18 protein-coding genes are annotated in these 17,093 nt (G+C 44.1%); 14 read left to right on the top strand and 4 right to left on the bottom strand.

What is annotated here, in order from left to right; all coding sequences use genetic code 11:
* On the top strand, positions 1–246 hold a 246-nt coding region (locus CXF58_RS13860), incomplete at its 5' end, for a hypothetical protein (protein ID WP_180952578.1).
* Positions 247–256: 10 nt separating this feature from the next.
* Here the strand turns inward: CXF58_RS13860 and rpiA are convergent.
* Positions 257–916, bottom strand: coding sequence for a ribose-5-phosphate isomerase RpiA (gene rpiA / locus CXF58_RS11310; RefSeq protein ID WP_102077555.1), 660 nt, complete (start codon positions 914–916; stop codon positions 257–259).
* Positions 917–1,294: 378 nt separating this feature from the next.
* Here rpiA and ilvA point away from each other — a divergent pair, with 378 nt between their 5' ends.
* From ilvA to CXF58_RS11350, 8 genes are all read left to right on the top strand, one after another.
* Entirely contained in the window at positions 1,295–2,848 is a 1,554-nt protein-coding gene (gene ilvA / locus CXF58_RS11315) for a threonine ammonia-lyase, biosynthetic (protein ID WP_102077556.1), read from the top strand.
* Positions 2,849–3,050: 202 nt separating this feature from the next.
* Positions 3,051–3,389 carry an excalibur calcium-binding domain-containing protein gene (locus CXF58_RS11320; protein WP_102077579.1) on the top strand — a complete coding sequence of 113 codons (339 nt, stop codon included), beginning with the start codon at positions 3,051–3,053 and terminating at the stop codon, positions 3,387–3,389.
* 176 nt (positions 3,390–3,565) lie between these two features.
* A complete protein-coding gene (locus CXF58_RS11325; protein WP_102077557.1) occupies positions 3,566–4,006 on the top strand; it encodes an RNA-binding S4 domain-containing protein in 441 nt (146 codons plus the stop codon).
* A gap of 191 nt (positions 4,007–4,197) precedes the next feature.
* Entirely contained in the window at positions 4,198–4,695 is a 498-nt protein-coding gene (locus tag CXF58_RS11330; RefSeq protein WP_102077558.1) for a low molecular weight protein-tyrosine-phosphatase, read from the top strand.
* 143 nt (positions 4,696–4,838) lie between these two features.
* Positions 4,839–5,987 carry a UDP-N-acetylmuramate dehydrogenase gene (gene murB / locus CXF58_RS11335; protein ID WP_102077559.1) on the top strand — a complete coding sequence of 383 codons (1,149 nt, stop codon included), beginning with the start codon at positions 4,839–4,841 and terminating at the stop codon, positions 5,985–5,987.
* Complete coding sequence (locus tag CXF58_RS11340; protein WP_102077560.1) at positions 5,977–6,753, top strand: YdcF family protein; 777 nt, start codon at positions 5,977–5,979, stop codon at positions 6,751–6,753. The genes murB and CXF58_RS11340 overlap by 11 nt, the downstream gene beginning before the upstream one ends.
* 148 nt (positions 6,754–6,901) lie before the next feature.
* Positions 6,902–7,141 (top strand): cbb3-type cytochrome oxidase assembly protein CcoS, encoded by a 240-nt coding sequence (ccoS, locus tag CXF58_RS11345; protein ID WP_068405191.1) that lies wholly within the window; start codon positions 6,902–6,904, stop codon positions 7,139–7,141.
* Positions 7,142–7,310: 169 nt separating this feature from the next.
* The gene (locus CXF58_RS11350) at positions 7,311–8,282 is read left to right on the top strand and encodes a sulfite exporter TauE/SafE family protein (RefSeq protein ID WP_102077561.1); all 972 of its coding nucleotides are present in this window, start codon (positions 7,311–7,313) and stop codon (positions 8,280–8,282) included.
* Between the two features lie 108 nt (positions 8,283–8,390).
* On the opposite strand, the gene CXF58_RS11355 is transcribed toward CXF58_RS11350, so the two are convergent.
* Together CXF58_RS11355 and CXF58_RS11360 are read right to left on the bottom strand one after the other, a co-directional pair.
* The gene (locus CXF58_RS11355) at positions 8,391–9,545 is read right to left on the bottom strand and encodes a DEAD/DEAH box helicase (protein WP_102077580.1); all 1,155 of its coding nucleotides are present in this window, start codon (positions 9,543–9,545) and stop codon (positions 8,391–8,393) included.
* A 221-nt stretch (positions 9,546–9,766) separates the two neighbouring features.
* On the bottom strand, positions 9,767–9,982 hold the full coding sequence (locus tag CXF58_RS11360) for a cold-shock protein (protein WP_068405185.1): 216 nt from the start codon (positions 9,980–9,982) through the stop codon (positions 9,767–9,769).
* A gap of 510 nt (positions 9,983–10,492) precedes the next feature.
* On the opposite strand from CXF58_RS11360, the gene aroQ reads away from it, so the two are divergent.
* Both aroQ and CXF58_RS11370 read left to right on the top strand, forming a co-directional pair.
* Positions 10,493–11,026 carry a type II 3-dehydroquinate dehydratase gene (gene aroQ / locus CXF58_RS11365; RefSeq protein WP_102077562.1) on the top strand — a complete coding sequence of 178 codons (534 nt, stop codon included), beginning with the start codon at positions 10,493–10,495 and terminating at the stop codon, positions 11,024–11,026.
* Positions 11,027–11,193: 167 nt separating this feature from the next.
* Positions 11,194–12,495, top strand: a complete 1,302-nt coding sequence (locus CXF58_RS11370; RefSeq protein ID WP_102077563.1) for an ABC1 kinase family protein — start codon at positions 11,194–11,196, stop codon at positions 12,493–12,495.
* Here the strand turns inward: CXF58_RS11370 and CXF58_RS11375 are convergent.
* A complete protein-coding gene (locus CXF58_RS11375; protein ID WP_068405178.1) occupies positions 12,492–13,322 on the bottom strand; it encodes an ion transporter in 831 nt (276 codons plus the stop codon). The genes CXF58_RS11370 and CXF58_RS11375 overlap by 4 nt on opposite strands.
* A gap of 356 nt (positions 13,323–13,678) precedes the next feature.
* Between CXF58_RS11375 and CXF58_RS11380 the strand changes: the two genes are divergently transcribed.
* The 3 genes from CXF58_RS11380 to feoB all read left to right on the top strand — a co-directional run bounded on the left by CXF58_RS11380 (position 13,679) and on the right by feoB (position 17,059).
* Positions 13,679–14,428, top strand: a complete 750-nt coding sequence (locus tag CXF58_RS11380) for a YebC/PmpR family DNA-binding transcriptional regulator (protein WP_102077564.1) — start codon at positions 13,679–13,681, stop codon at positions 14,426–14,428.
* 243 nt (positions 14,429–14,671) lie between these two features.
* Positions 14,672–15,013 carry a ferrous iron transport protein A gene (locus CXF58_RS11385; RefSeq protein WP_102077565.1) on the top strand — a complete coding sequence of 114 codons (342 nt, stop codon included), beginning with the start codon at positions 14,672–14,674 and terminating at the stop codon, positions 15,011–15,013.
* 108 nt (positions 15,014–15,121) lie between these two features.
* Positions 15,122–17,059, top strand: coding sequence for a ferrous iron transporter B (gene feoB / locus CXF58_RS11390; protein ID WP_102077566.1), 1,938 nt, complete (start codon positions 15,122–15,124; stop codon positions 17,057–17,059).
* Positions 17,060–17,093 lie beyond the last annotated feature (34 nt).

Genomic DNA, 17,093 nt, shown 5'->3' on the forward strand with positions numbered 1-17,093 from the left:
TTAGGCTTTCTTGGTTTTGATAACGTCAGTAAAATTTTCTTTTACGCTATTTTTCCTATGTTTTTTTGGACTTATTATCATTCTGCTATCTTTGTCACAAAGTCTAATATAAAGGCATATAAAAGACTTAAAAATAGGCAGATCATTTTCACCGATTCATTGACCGATGATGAGAATGACCCACCTTATCAAACAACCACCTTAGATAAGGATAAAGAGGATAAAGAGGATAAAAACAAATTATGACGCTATTAAATTAACGCGTCAAAGTGGTCACGCCATCACTGCCCGCTCTAAGCAGCACATCAGCTTGATTGGCAGCAAAGATACCATTACAGACCACACCAACGATATTATTTAATTGCTGCTCAAGCGCTAGTGGCTGACTGACATCTAAGTCATAAGTATCTAAAATCACATTGCCATAATCGGTGACAAAATCTTCACGATAAACCGGCTCCCCGCCCAAACGCGCTAATTGCCTCGCTACATACGAGCGCGCTTGTGGCAGTACTTCTATCGGTACGGGAAATTCGCGCCCCAAGCATTGCACACTTTTGCTTTCATCAACCATACAGACAAACTTATTGGATGCGGCAGCGACGATTTTTTCACGTGTCAGCGCGCCGCCACCACCTTTAATCAATTGCAAATGTTCATTTACCTCATCAGCACCATCGATATAAACATCAAGCTGACCGGCAAAGTTTAAATCGACGATTTCGATACCCAAGGCGCGTAGTTTATCTTCGGTGACCTGTGAGCTTGCGACCGCCCCAGCAAGCCTTAACGTCGGCAATAACTCAATCAAACAATTTACCGTACTGCCCGTCCCTACGCCAAGTATCATGTCGTCTTCGATATAGCGGAGGGCAGCTTTGGCTGCGGCTTGCTTTTGTGCTTGCTGATCACTCATCATAAATCCTTGGAAAAATAAACGTCTTACTCTAAAAGAGCTAAAATGATAAAAGAGCTAAAATGATAAAAGAAATAAAAGGCGGGCTTATTATAACCGATGGCTTTAGGCGATGTTAGCGTAAAACCTATTCTAAATACTCATTGAACCCTCTCATAGCGCATACTTACTTTAATGTATTTATAAATGAGCATTTAACCTTTAATAAACTCTCGACGAAATTTGCAATTGTGTCTTGCAAGATAGTGAAAATCAGCATAGGCTAATCTATTTCGTTTTTGTGCTTATCTTTACTGGTTTATTGCTGTTTATTATCAAATACCAATTTATAACCATTTGCACTTCTTTTATTCATCTTCTCTTTGTTTAGGAATCATTATGCTGTCACATTGGGTACGAGCCATCTTGCAAGCCACCGTCTATGACGTCGCCATTCAAACACCACTTGAAGCTGCACCGAAGCTGACCCAACGTTTTGCTAATGATATTCGATTTAAGCGCGAAGATTTGCAGCCGGTTAAATCCTTTAAATTGCGCGGTGCGTATAACCGTATTAGCCAATTGAGCGATGCGCAAAAAGCGCGCGGCGTCATTTGTGCTTCGGCAGGTAATCATGCGCAAGGCGTTGCCTACTCTGCTCGTAAACTAGACCTAAATAACATCATTGTGATGCCAACCACCACACCGGATATCAAAGTCGATGCGGTACGCGCGCTTGGCGGTAATGTCGATTTGCATGGCGACAGCTTTGATGAAGCCAACCGTTATGCAATTAATCGTGCTGAGACCGAGGGTTTAACCTTTATCCCGCCATATGATGATGAATTGGTGATTGCAGGGCAAGGCACTATTGGTCTGGAATTGACCCAGCAATGGCGCAACATGGATTATGTCTTCGTTGCCGTAGGCGGTGGTGGTTTGATTTCTGGCGTGGCAGCATTTTTGGGCGAAGTAGCGCCGCATGTCAAAGTCATCGCGGTCGAAGCAGAACAATCAGCATCTCTTAAGGCGGCGCTTGAAGCAAATGAACGGGTTAAACTCAAACAAGTCGGACTGTTTGTCGATGGTGTCGCCGTTGCTCAAATTGGCGAGCTGCCTTTTGATATCGTGCGTATGCAAAAGGGCGATGTGTCAGGTCCCTTAGTCGAGACTGACGTGGTCACTTGTACCAATGATGAAGTCTGCGCGGCGGTGAAAGATATCTTTGAAGAAAACCGTAGTATCGTTGAACCTGCTGGCGCTTTGTCGGTTGCTGGAATGAAAAAATATATCGAAGCCAACAATTTGCAAGGTAAAAACTGCGTTGGTATCATCTGCGGTGCCAACATGAACTTTGACCGCTTGCGCTATATCGCCGAGCGTACGGAGATTGGTGAGAAAAAAGAAGCCATCTTTGGCGTAACGATTCCTGAGCAAACCGGCGCGTTTTTAAACTTTTGCCGCAGCCTACATGGCCGTAATATCACCGAGTTTAACTATCGTGCCGATAGCAAAAAATCACCCGACTCTATGGAACCTGCGTCTATTTTTGTCGGTATCGCCTTAAAAGAAGGCGAGAAAGAGCGTCAAACGATTAGCAACCAATTGGCAGCCGACGGCTATGAAGCGCATGATTTAACCGATGATGACATCGCCAAATCTCATATTCGTCATTTGATTGGCGGTCATGCCCATGTCGAAAATGAGCAATTATTAAGCGTAGTATTCCCAGAACGTCCGGGCGCTTTATTGACCTTTTTAGAAAAATTGGGCGATGACTTTAATATTACCTTATTCCATTATCGCAACCACGGTGCCGCTGAAGGTCGCGTATTGGTTGGCTTACAAGCTTCTGAGGGCAACTCTCGCCAGCTACAAGATGCGCTTCTTGATATCGGCTATGACTGCACCATGCTCAACGACAATATCGGCTATCAGTTGTTCTTAAAGTAATCACAATATAGTACAGCATAGACAATCTTTCACTTATCAGGTCGGTTTTTTAGCGATTAAAAAGCTGGCTCTGATAAATGAATAATGATTATTTACTTATAATGTTCATTCATTTGCAACGATTATTATTAGGTGATAAGCCGTGATTCAAAAGATACTGATTTTTATATTATTGCTAGTTTTAGCTCTCGTGGGTTATAAGATGCTGCAACCTAAAACCACAACTAGCAATAATGTTACGGCTGATACTGATACTTCAGTTGCTGCTTTTACCGCGGCTGATTTGGATGATATCCCGCCAACGTATGTAGATTTAGAGGCAAGTTCATCATCAAGCTCAGTAGCAAATCCAGCTGTAACGTCACAGCCAGTATTAACAGCGCAATCAGCGGTAGCGCCAAGCTTTGCGTGTGATGGCAGGCGACATTGTTCTCAGATGACCTCATGCGCAGAAGCGACTTACTTTATACAGCACTGTCCTAATACAAAAATGGATGGTAATAATGACGGCATTCCTTGTGAAAAACAGTGGTGTCATTGATTTTTAAGTTCTAGACTTCCTATTCATGCAATACAAGACCGTCATAACAATGGTTAATTTATTTTACTTATTCACCACAAAAACCCATTTTGAAAAACTTTAATCACTTATCACTCTTTTAATTCCCAAAAAAACCACCATTATTATCTTAGTTTATTGATATTTATGAGGTTTTGATGAGTAAACATAACAAAAACCACAATCAGCCAAGCCATAGCCAACCAGATACGGTACGTATGCGTCTTGATAAATGGTTATGGGCTGCGCGTTTTTATCGCACCCGCACCCTTGCCAAAGAAGCTATCGAAAGCGGTCGCGTCCATTATGCAGGGAGCCGTGTCAAAACCAGTAAAGAGATTGCAATCGGAGATGAACTCAGTATTCGCCAAGGCTCAGCCACCGCCATGACTGAAAAAACCGTGATTGTCGAAGCGCTAAGTGCCCAACGTGGTAATGCAACTGCCGCCCAAGCGCTGTATTCTGAAACTGAGGAAAGCGAAGAGCGCCGCGCCTACTATGCCGAACAGCGCAAACTGGCCAATCTTGCCCGCCCTGATAATAAACCCAATAAAAAAGAGCGTCGTGATTTACAACGCTTTAAAAACAAGCAAGAATAAAGGCTGCCAGTAACAGCAATATTCTATTATTTATTGCCTAGCGTGACCCTATTGTTTACCTCTGCTCTTGCCATTCAAGGTATTAACCGTTACGCTAACCACCAATTCATTTATTCGATAACATGCTAAGCAACCGCATTATCATGCTGGTCTTGATAGCATGTTTTTTTGTTGTGATAAAAGGTCTTTATATGCCAATCAAAGCGTCTACTCCTTCCTCTGTTCTAGTGGTTTGTTTGGGGAATATTTGCCGTTCACCGACCGCCGAAGAGATTTTCCGTCAGCAAGCAGCGATTGCAGGGCTGGCGATGAAAGTGGATTCAGCAGGTACGGGAGACTGGCATATTGGTCATGCGCCAGATGAGCGGGCACAGCGCCACGCCAAAGCCCATGGTTACAACATCAATAAGCTGGTCGCGCGTCAAGTGAGCGCTGACGACTTTCGTAAGTTTGATTTAATTTTGGCGATGGATGCGCAAAACTTAGCTGACCTACAAGCCATAAAAGACAGTATCAGCGATACAGATGGCAAGCTTGCCAAACTGGCATTATTTAGTGAAGAAGACCCAACTTACGGCGGCGACGATGTACCAGACCCTTATCAAGGGGACGCCGATGCTTTCGAAGAAGTGATTGAACGTATTGAATCCAGTTCGCAAGCTTGGATTGAAAGTTGGAAAACTGCTTAGTTTAATAGTTCTTAGCGCTAAATGTTTAACCACACTCAATAATAGTTAGCGATAAAGTGCTATATTTCTGCTACTTTTATGCCGCTCATCCTTTATAATAAACACCGCATGATTTTTTGTTTATTTGCCCTATAGGCTATGTTATGACCTCAGCTTTACGCCATGATTTCTGTGCTCAACCTGCGACATCAACCCATCTTGCAGTGAATATATCGCAGGATAATTTAGTCGATTTGTCGCATAGCAATACCATGGCATTAGCATCTGTAGCGGATGTGGTCGTCCCACTAACGGATGAGGCACAGCTTGATGCCTTTATGGCAAATTATGAAAAAGAGGCAGCACCTACTAAGCCGTTATTCGTTCTTTCAGGCGGCAGTAACGTTTTATTGCCCGCACAGCTAAATGCGATTGTCTTACGACCACAGATGCGCGGTATTAGCGTGACAGCGCAGACAGACAGTTATGTCGATATCGAAGTGATGGCTGGTGAAAATTGGCACGACTTGGTCATGCATACGGTTGCTCAAGGTTGGTATGGCCTAGAAAATTTGGCACTGATACCGGGTTTGACTGGCGCAGCGCCGGTACAAAATATCGGCGCTTACGGTGTGCAGTTAGAAGACTGTCTAGAGTACGTGCGTGCCTATCATCTCCCAACCCAAACTTGGCATCAGCTAACAGCAGCAGACTGCGAGTTTGGCTACCGCGACAGCCTCTTTAAGCGTACGCCCAATACTTGGCTGATTACGCGCGTTGGTTTTCGTCTGCATACCGATCCCAGCAAAATCCTTGCCAGCTACGGCGATGTGCAGACGGTCGCGCAGCGCTATGCCGAGCAGCGAGGACGCAGCCAGCCCAATCCTGCTGATGTCATGCAAGCGATTATAGATATTCGCCAGCAGAAGCTGCCCGACCCTAAGCAGCTACCCAATTGCGGCAGCTTTTTTCAAAATCCTATTATTTCTCAAGCGCAATTTATAGCGCTAAAAGCCATCCATCCTACCATCGTTGGCTATCCAACGCCCGATGCCATGGTTAAGGTGGCAGCTGGCTGGTTAATTGAACAGGCTGGTCTAAAGGGGCATGGTTTAGCGCCAATACTCACCCATCAGCAGCAAGCGTTAGTGTTGACTAATCACAGCCCATATCAAGCGGCGCAAGCGGATGTGGCAAAAGCGCAGCAGCATATCGCTGACATTGTCCATGAGAAGTTTGCGATTGAATTGGCGCGCGAGCCGGTTTGGGTAAATGCTGACGGCTCTATTGGATTTGATGAGCATGTGGTCTAAGCGATCATGGTCCAAGCGCTTATGGCGCTCTTATTTACGTTCAGCTGAGCGTATGATAAAGCTGTTTCGTATTATTAATGCCACTTTTTTGCTTGGCTCAACGGCCGTTATTCTCGTTCTTATCAGTTTGTTTACCCCGCTATTTTCGCAAGCGGTGGTTTATCTCTTAGCACATTTACCCGTACCAAAGATGCAACCTGCCGCCATGAGTTCTCCGCCGACCGCTTATGTGGTGTTGGGCGGCGGCTTGACCAATGACAATAACAATCAAACTATTCTCAATAGTTATAGCCTTAATCGCGCCCGTACAGCAGCAACCGCTTATCATGACTTGCCGCTACCTATCGTCCTGAGCGGCGCCGAAGCGCCTTGGCTTGGTCAATGGCTTATTGAACACGGTATTGACGGGCTTATCAGCGAAAATGCCAGTATGAATACCTGTGAAAATGCGCGTTTTACTGCCAAGCGCATTCCTCTGTATCATGTGTACCTTATCACCGACAGCTATCACATGGCGCGCGCGCGCAGACAGTTTGCTTTAAATGGCATTAATAGTACGCCAATTAACGCGCCCTTACCGGTGCGGCGTGATTGGATGGAACCAGCGCAAAACTTAAGCCATTCGCGGCGGGCAGTTTATGAAGTTGCCGCTTACTTACGTGATGTCATTCGTCCGCAAACAAACTGTCGCCAAGCAAATGATGTGACCTCGCAGCAACTATTAACCCCAAGGGGTAATGTCGCTAAAAACCCTACTGAGCAATAGCCAGCTGGCATTTACTGTTTTAGTTTTAATATCATTAGATACCTATTATTGCCCCATTATCCACTGTCTTATTTTTGAACTTTATAGAACATTTATAACACTTGCAATAAGTGTATAATATAAGAAACTGCTATGAAAGAGGTTTGCCATGCTCAGTATATTTTTATTAATTCCTTTAAGTTTAATGCTGTTCGTGGTCGCTATCTGGGCAATACGCTATGCGGTTCGATCAAACCAATTTGAAGATTTAGATAATGCATCGCAGCGCATTATCTTGGATGATCGCCAAGAGCGTCGCCAAACCATTCAAGCCCATGAGCCTAACGAGAATACCCCTCAAGCACCGCAAACCAATGATCCAGCAGACTCCAACAGAATCGACGATTGAGTGCTACCGATTCACCTTTTACCGATATCGTCTTAATAAAGCAAATATCTATCAATAAAACTCAATCCTTTAGCCTTTTATATCTCATTTATACCTGACTGTTTTTATCATTTCTTTAGGGCAAGGATAAAAGCAGGCTCACCCTTTACCGTTTTTAGGAGAAACCCCCATGACCACAGCTTTACTCGTTGCGGCATTACTAATGGGATTTTTAGGTTCACCGCATTGCTTAGGCATGTGTGGCGGTTTGGTCGCGGCATTTAGTTTATCGATGAAAGATGTCAGCCCTGCTAAGCGCCGTGCTTTGATAGCGACCTATCATTTCGGACGTTTAAGCAGTTACGCATTTTTGGGCTTGGTTGCTGGACTTGTTGGCACCACTGTTTTAGAGCCGTTGATGACGGGAAACAGTATGCCTCGTATCTTATTAGGTTTGGTATTGGTCTTTGTGGGCGTCACCATGCTTGGCGCGCCATTTTTAGCCAAACTTGAGCGCGTCGGCATGCGTTTTTGGCAATTCCTTAGTCCGCTTCGCCAAAAAGTATTTCCACTTAATACCTTTCCGCGTGCTTTAGCGGCAGGGTTATTATGGGGTTTTTTACCTTGCGGCTTGGTGTATGGTGCGCTACTTATCGCTGTCGTTGCTCATAACCCACTGGGTGGTGCGGCATTGATGTTTGTCTTTGGTTTAGGAACTGTACCGATGTTAGTGGCTACCCACGAGACAGTTGGTTGGCTACGTGAAAAAATTGGCCGTATGCGTTTAAGACAAATTAATGGCGCTATCATGGTGTTATCTGGCTTAGCGGTTGCTTTTGTTCCTATGATAATGGCTAGCATGCATGGTGGCCACGGCGGCGGTAATGGACATGGCGAGCATGCTCAAATGAATCATGGCAGCCACGCCGCTATGATGGCCGATAGCAATACTTCCTCTGAAGCGACAACAGCGACCACCGCCCATCATAATATGAACAATATGCAGCACGAGATGACGCCCGCTATGAATGGCTCAATGCATGATATGCCACATGATGCAGGTAATGCAGATAACGCTATGAATCACAATAAGCATAATATGACAGATGAGCAGCAAATGAATAGCCATCATCACGAAGCTATGCCAGAATCTTCTCAATAGCAGCATAAAAAATATCATGACCCTATAAAAAAGCCCTTAACATCATGATGACGTTAAGGGCTTTTTTATGCAGCAATATTTATCAAAATAAAAGTTGCTTTAATAAAATCATTCCTGCCATTGCTCAAGGTGAAACTTGGTATCCAAATGCTTCTCTAGCGCTGGGATATTAAAAGCATCGTCTTCGCTGACAAAGCTGATACTGATACCGGTTTGTCCGGCGCGTCCCGTACGACCAATACGGTGTACGTAATCATCTGGCTGATCTGGCAAAGTATAATTAATCACATGGCTGACATCATCCACATGGATGCCGCGTCCTGCCACATCAGTTGCGACCAGCACAGAAGCATGACCATCTTTAAAGCGTTGCAGATATTTTTCACGCTTTTGCTGAATCACATCGCCTGATAACATGACGATTTTATGCGCCTGACGCAGCTTATGATACAAACGCTTCACTTGGTCTTTACGGTTGGCAAAAATTATCACCTTCTCTACTGTCTCATCAGTGATGAAACGCTCGACCGCAGCGAGCTTTTGATCTTCGGTTAATAAGTAAAAATGCTGATCGACCAATTCACTGGTTTTATGCTCAGGCTCAATCTCTACAAATTCTGGCTCATGTAACCAGCGATAGGCAAGATTCATCACATCTTGGTTAAAGGTGGCAGAAAACAGCAAACTTTGACGATCGGTATTGGGCGGCATACGACCAACCAAGCGTTTGATATCTGGGATAAAACCCATATCGAGCATACGATCTGCTTCATCTAATACCAACACTTCAACGCGATCGAGATAAACCATGCCCTTGTGCATCAAGTCAATCAAACGCCCTGGAGTGGCAATTAAGATATCGACATATTGGCGCTCAAGCTCATGCTGCTGAGTTTCATAATTGGTACCACCCATGATACAAACGCTGTGAAGCGAGGTATATTTGGTCAGAGCAATACAGTCATCAAATATCTGCTGGGCAAGCTCACGCGTTGGCGCCATAACCACGGCTCTTGGCTCGCCCAAATAGCGTTTTTCATCGGCAGCAAAGGGACGCTTAAGCAGTGCTTCCATAATAGTCAATAAAAACGTTGCCGTCTTGCCAGTACCGGTTTGCGCCTGTCCGATAGCGTCTTGATTTGCCAATGTATGCGGTAATATCTGTGCTTGAATGGGCGTCAATTCAGTGAAGCCTAAATCATTTACAGCTCGCAAAGTGGCATTTGATAACGGCAAATCGGTAAACGTCTTAAAAGTACTCAAAAAAAATATCCTTTTGTATAATTTGCTTGCCATTAATAGCATATCCGCGCTAAGCAGACAAACAATAAAACAAGCATGCATAAAAAAGCCAAGCCTAACATCTAAACTTACCAAATATGCTGCGTTTTATTCAACATAGGCAAGACAGACGGGCTTGACTTAGTAGTATATCAGTAGTTTGTAACGACATTATAGCCAAACGGCATTAATGTCGGTAGCGATTACTCTTCTACTTTTCTGACTTCTTCAGCTTGCAGGCCTTTTTCGCCTTCAACCACACTGAACTCAACTTTTTCGCCATCTTTTAAAGAGCGATAACCATCACCTTGGATCGCGCGGAAATGGACAAAAATATCTTCGCCGCTATCACGTTGAATGAAACCAAAGCCTTTTGAGTCATTAAACCACTTAACGATACCTTGCTCACGAGCTGACATAATATTACTTCCTAAAAAGTCACTTAACCCCAAATTCCTTTGCGACATTGCATATAAACGGGGTTGAAGATTATGAAATCAAAATGTAAGAGTACTACTCTACATACCATCATCGCCTCATAAAGCCTGTTATTACTCTCTTTATGAATCAGCGTATAGTAAATTCGTCCTCACCAACATAAGCAGCTATCAAAATACTCTAAGCATTATATTAATTGCTTATATCAGCGCTAGCAACAAACAAGTAATATTTGTTGCGTAAAAAATATCATAGCATGGGTTTTTGGCAACATAAAGACTTTTCACATGATTTTTAGCCCTTATAGCAGTTTTTGCGGTTATTTTTATAACCATGCTGACAAACTGTTATGATAAAGGACTAAAACATCGTATATTTAATGTATTTTCTTTCTCAAAATTCCAAAAAAGCACCGTCATAAAAGTACGGCGCCGCTTATTTTTAATAATAGCAACCCACTTACCTTAATAATTGTAGAGCCAACTATAACTATGACAACCACTTCTCAGCCAATAAAAGCAAATAGCAATCTACAACAAAATGATAAGACGTTGACGCATAAATTATTGCTGATCAATGGCGTTAATCTTAACTTGCTCGGTAAACGTGAGCCGAAAATCTATGGCCATACGACCCTTGCTGATATTGAGAAAAATTTGATCGAGCGTGCCGCCAAATACGACATCGAGCTGATTTGTATCCAATCAAACCATGAGGGCAAGCTGGTCGATGAGATTCAATATTATGGTCTTTTAGCAGAAACCGCTGCACAAGTAGATGCGATTATTATCAATCCTGCTGCTTTTACCCATACCTCAGTGGCGATACGCGACGCGCTATTGGCAACACAAAAACCCTTTATAGAGGTGCATTTATCCAATGTTCATGCTCGTGAGCCGTTTCGGCAGCATTCGTATTTAAGCGATATAGCCGTCGGCGTGATTTGCGGTCTCGGGCATTTGGGTTATCAGATGGCATTGGATTATTGGCTAACCCATACTTATGCTTTAAAATTAGACGGTTAACGTAGAGATTATGACTTTATTTATATCAAGAAAACGTCAAATAAGCACAAGACTATTAGCATTGAAGTTGCGATCAAGTTGCTTTTGGCACATTAGTCAAACAGCAATGATATGATGAAAGTAATAATATTAGCGCATGAAAAACAACCCACGATATGGTGATATGAATGGCAAAATCGTCCGGAAAACGCTTTATGAAACTCGCTGGCATGACCGCAAGTATCGCCGGTAAAGCTGCTAAAAACTCATTAAAGCACCTCTCAAGTGACGAAGAAAAACGTCTAGAAGCGCGCTCAGCGCTGATGCAAGACGTCGGTGTGCAAATCGCTGAAACGCTTGGTGAAATGAAAGGCGCGGTGATGAAAGTGGGACAAATCGCCTCCCAATATAAAGACGTGTTTCCACCTGAAGTGGCGACCGCTTTAGAAAAACTCCAAAAAGACGCGCCGCCGATGCCTTATGGACAAATACGCGCGCAAGTTGAGCGTGAATTAAAAGCGCCTATTGCTGAGTTATTTACCCAATTTGAAGAAGCGCCATTTGCCGCGGCGTCAATCGGACAAGTGCACAGAGCGGTTTTGCCGTCTGGACAAAGGGTGGTGGTAAAGGTGCAGTATCCTGATGTCGATGAAAACTGCGATAGCGATCTAAAACAAGTACGCATGGCGCTTAAAATAGCTGGCGTACTCAATATGAGTAAGCAGTTACAAGAGCAGCTGTTTAATGAGATTCGCCAAAGTTTGCATGACGAGCTCGACTACGTTAAAGAGGCGCACAATCTACAGGTATTTGGCGCCTTTCATGCCGATGATGAAGGGCTAATTATCCCCAAAGTGATCAGTAGCCATTCATCCAAGCGCATTTTGACCTTGACTGAAGAGATGGGTGAGCCGCTTGCTGTTGCTGCGACATGGGATAACGACATTAAGCAAAAAATCGCTAAGCGCCTGTTTCATTTTAGCGCTGGACAGCTATTTGGTTTATACCGTATGCACTGCGACCCCCACCCTGGCAACTTTGCTTTTCGCACCGATGGTAGCGTTGTGGCTTATGATTTTGGTGGTATCCGCAGTTATAGTGACAGCGAAGTACAATTATTTCTCCGCTTTGCTAAGCATGCCTTAAAAGGTGATGTGACCGCGCTTGAGCAAGACTTGATTGCCCTTGATATCCGCCGCGATGATGATAAAGTTGTGCCGGGTGAATTTTATAAAGAGTGGTTAGAGATTGGACTTAAACCCTTATCCATAGAACCTTATCAGCAAGGCCCTTTTGATTTTGGCAGCAGCCAAACCCATCATGAAGCCATTGCCCAAATGCGCACCTCGTTAAAGTATTTTGGTCAGTTTCAGCCATCAGCAACGACGATGATGCTTGACCGTACCATTTCAGGTCAGTATTGGAATTTGGTCAATCTAGGCGTGGTTATCGATTTATCGCCGCTGGTTACAGAATATATAGACTACTAAACATGCAGCGCATGACCGCAGCGATCGCAGAAATCCGCTCCTACGGCGTGACCGAATTTGCCGCAGTTTGGACAGGCAATCGGGTTTAGCTGCGGGCGCATGTTACGTGCCAGCTCGGCGGTAAAAATACCTGTCGGCACGGCAATAATCGCATAACCGGTGATCATCACCATCGATGCAATCGCTTGCCCGATTGGCGTTTTTGGTGACATATCACCATAGCCCGTGGTCGTAACCGTCACCACTGCCCAATAAATAGAGATAGGAATACTGGTAAAACCATTTTCTGGCCCTTCTACCACGTAAACAACCGAACCAAAAATAGTCACTAGCAAAACGAGTGATAAGAAAAATACCGTGATTTTCTGTTGGCTGGTTTTAAGTGCTGAGGCAAGAAAGCCCGCTTGCTGCATGTAGGTATTGAGCTTGAGTACCCGAAATACCCGTAAGATACGCAGGATGCGAATGACGAGCAGATACTGGACGCCGCCAAATACAAGGCTTAAATAGCTGGGTAATACCGACAATAAATCTACGATGCCAAAGAAACTAAACGCATAACGAAAGCGATTGGGCGCCGAAAACCACCTTAAAATATACTCAATGGTAAATAAAATGGTAAAAAACCATTCTGCATAACGAAATAGCGTACCATATTGCAAACGCATATATAGCACACTATCGAGCATTACCACGGCAACACTGGCCAAAATCGCAATCAATAATACAATATCAAACAGCTTACCCAAACGGGTATCCGTGCCTTCGATAATGATATGAATGCGGTTACGCAAATGGGTAATGGCTTCGGCGGTTGGTTGCTTCATAAAGTCGGTATAGTCACAAAATCAATGGTTATAAAAAACCGAACGCTTTAAGCTGATATGGGCAAGCTAAGGTTGGTCAAAATGCGCTAAAGTGGTTTATAATACTGCCAATATTTTACTAGCGGTTTTCATCGCCTTAGGCAATAGTCGCTCAAGACAAAGAAGATAGCAGTGTAGCAAAAAAGCGCGCCAAACGACATACATATCGTTAACTTGCCGATAGGTCTATTACACTGTATTAACCGCACAATCATATAATAACAATACCTTATCAAGTATGAAAAGTTGTTAACAAGGCATAGCCTACTAACTTTTTATACGCACTATAAACAACCCGTAAAACGTAAGGACGTCATATGGCAGGCCATTCAAAATGGGCAAATATCAAACACCGTAAAGCCCGTCAGGATGCGGTAAAAGGTAAAATATTTACCAAGATTATTCGTGAAATTGTTTCTGCTGCCAAGCAAGGTGACCCCGACCCTGATAAAAACCCACGCTTGCGGGCGGTTATCGAAAAGGCTTTATCAGTCAATATGACTCGAGATACCATCAACCGCGCGGTTGCTCGTGGTACAGGCGGCGATGACAATGACAATATGGATGAAGTCAGCTACGAAGGCTATGGCGTCGGCGGCGTCGCGGTACTGGTAGAAACCATGACTGACAATCTGAACCGTACGGTCAGTGAAGTGCGCCATGCCTTTACCAAAAATGAAGGCAACCTTGGCACCTCAGGCTCGGTCGCTTATTTGTTTACCAAACGCGGTGAAATCGTTTTTAACGATGTCAGCTTAGAAGAAGAAGTCATGCTCGCGGCTTTGGACGCTGGCGCGCTGGACATCGAAAACGATGGTGAAAGCTTGCTGGTTATTACTGAATGGGAAAATTTCGGTCGAGTAAAAGATGCGCTCAATGCAGCAGGGCTTGTCTCTGATAATGCCGAAGTCACTATGGCACCTGCCACCAGCGCTGAGATTGATAATATCGACGACGCGCTAAAAGTGATGAAAATGATCGATATGCTAGAAGATATTGACGATGTGCAAGAAGTCTATAGTAATGTGAGCTTTACCGATGCAGTCATGGCGCAGCTTGAACAGTAGCCTAATGTGTCTGAGCTTAGTCTAAGATTTACTAGCAAAAAACCTTGGCAAATTTAACTAGCATACGTCAAAAACCATATTATCCGTAGCAAAAAATAAAAACCAGACAGTGTCATACTCTCTGGTTTTTTTTGTTATTTGCATCATCCTTTATAGGTATTGTATCGTCAATAAGTGAGGCATATAATTCGATTTTAACAGTAATAATTATCATTAACATATAAGAATGGATAAGGATTCTTTATGCGCACCTCCCTTCTGCCCTCTTATTCAGCCGCCACTGCCGTCAATATTCATACGCTTAACTCTAAAGCTACCCATCTGTGCTCGTTACTCGATTTGGCTAAGCATCAGCCTGCTATTATTGATGATATCATCGCCAATGAGCGCTTTGGTGAAATGGATAACATTATCAGTCAACGACTCAAAGATTTAGGTTTTCTGCCTAATACCACTATTCAAATCGTTGCCAAAGGTCTGTTTGGCAAGCCGCCTTATGCGGTGCAACTGAGTACCGGTGCGCAGTTTAGCTTACGCGCCGATGAGTTCATAAAAATCAGTTGTATCGCTATAGATTCAAGGTAAGTATTCGGTCTAATTTACTAACTTGCTCCTGACTTACTGTATTAAGGCTGTTGTAGGTTGTAGCACCTTAATGACTGATAACTTAATAAATAAGCGATGTCTGACTAAATGCCAAGTACGCAAACACAAGCCAAAACCCGCCCTATCAATCTTGCTTTAGTTGGCGCCCCTAATTGTGGTAAAACCGCTACTTTTAATGTGCTGACAGGCTCTAAAGCAAAGGTGGCCAATTATTCTGGCGTCACTGTCGATAAACGCAGTGCCACACTGCTTGGGCATGCTACGGTCAATATTATAGATTTGCCGGGTACTTATAGCCTAAAGACCACCAGCCTTGATGAAGAAGTTACGCGTCAAGTGCTCTTTGGCCAGATGGCGGGCGAGCCGATACCAGATGGGATAATTTTTGTGGCTGATGCGACCAACCTGCGGATGTCATTACGGATGCTGCTGGAACTCAAAAGCTTAAATTTGCCAATCATAGTCGCGCTCAATCTGAGCGATGTAGCAGAAAGCCGAGGACTGATAGTTGACCAAGCCATACTATCAAAGGAGCTGGGCGTTGCTGTCGTCAAGACGGTGGCAATCAAGCGTCAAGGCTGTGAGCAGTTGCTGGTTTTGGCAGATGAGTTTATTGAGCATATAAAGCATAAAGCTCAGCCCGTGCGTTTTTTCAAAGCTGATAGCAGTGGTAATCATATTGATAATGGCTTTAATAACATTAACCCTGATACGCAAGCGATGTATAAGAGTGCTGATGATATTTTGAGCCGAGCGGTGATAAGCGCACAACGTTTGCCAAAGTGGCATGAGCGCATAGATTATTTGGCATTGCATCCCGTCATTGGGGTCATTATTCTATTAACGATTCTTTTTGTTATCTTTCAAGCTGTCTACGCGTGGGCAGAGCCGCTGATGCAAGGCATTGAATGGCTGGTAGCAAGTCTTGGAGCGCTGTTAGTCGACTGGCTACCAGATGGGATATTACAAAGCCTGCTCGTCAATGGCGTCGTTGCTGGCGTGGGTAGCGTCGTGGTGTTCGTACCACAAATCACCCTGCTATTTTTATTCTTATTAATACTAGAGGACTCAGGTTATTTACCGCGCGCCGCTTTTTTACTGGACAACTTATTGTCTAAAGTAGGCTTATCTGGACGCTCATTTATCCCTTTGTTGTCAGGTTTCGCTTGTACGGTGCCAGCGGTTATGTCGACCCGTACTATTCCCAATCATAAAGAACGTTTTGTGGCGATTGCGGTATTGCCCATGCTGACGTGTTCGGCGCGTTTGCCGATTTATGCGCTGATTATTGCAGCGGTGATTCCCAATCAAACCGTCCTAGGTGTTTTCAACTTACAAGGTATGACCTTATTTGTATTGTATATCGCCGGTATTTTTTCAGCGGCGTTTGTATCGTGGCTGTTCAAACGCTTTCATAGCACGACGGCAAAAGCGGCAGCATTTCCCTTATTGATGGAGCTTCCTACTTATCGTCTGCCAAATATCAAACATATTGCCAGTGAGCTTTGGGACAAGATAAGTGCTTTTTTAATGCGAGCCGGTACAGTCATTTTTGCGCTGACGGTAATATTATGGGTATTGGTGACTTTTCCTGCCGCCCCGATTGGCGCGACAAACCCAGCGATTGATTATAGTTTTGCGGGCATGCTTGGGCATATGATTGAGCCGATTTTTGCGCCCATTGGTTTTACCTGGCAGATGTGTATTGCTTTAATCCCAGGGCTTGCCGCTCGCGAGGTCGTCATTGCCGCGCTTGGCACGGTATATGCGGTCGGTAGCGTCGGCGATGAGGCCGTCAATCAAACGCTCATCCCGATCATTCATACGCAGTGGGGATTGGCTACTGCGTTTTCATTTTTGGCATTTTATGTTTACGCGCCGATGTGCTTAGCTACGCTAGCCGTTATTCGCCGCGAAACCAAGTCTTTAAAACAAACCATCGCCATCGCCAGCTATTTATTTATATTGGCTTATGCGATGGCGTGGCTCACCTATCGGGTGACAGGAAGTTTTTTTGGATTTTAGAGAGGTAATGATGAGTACATGGGTCGAATATTTA

It is taken from the genome of Psychrobacter sp. Sarcosine-02u-2, assembly GCF_002836335.1.
Classification (GTDB): Bacteria; Pseudomonadota; Gammaproteobacteria; order Pseudomonadales; family Moraxellaceae; genus Psychrobacter; species Psychrobacter faecalis.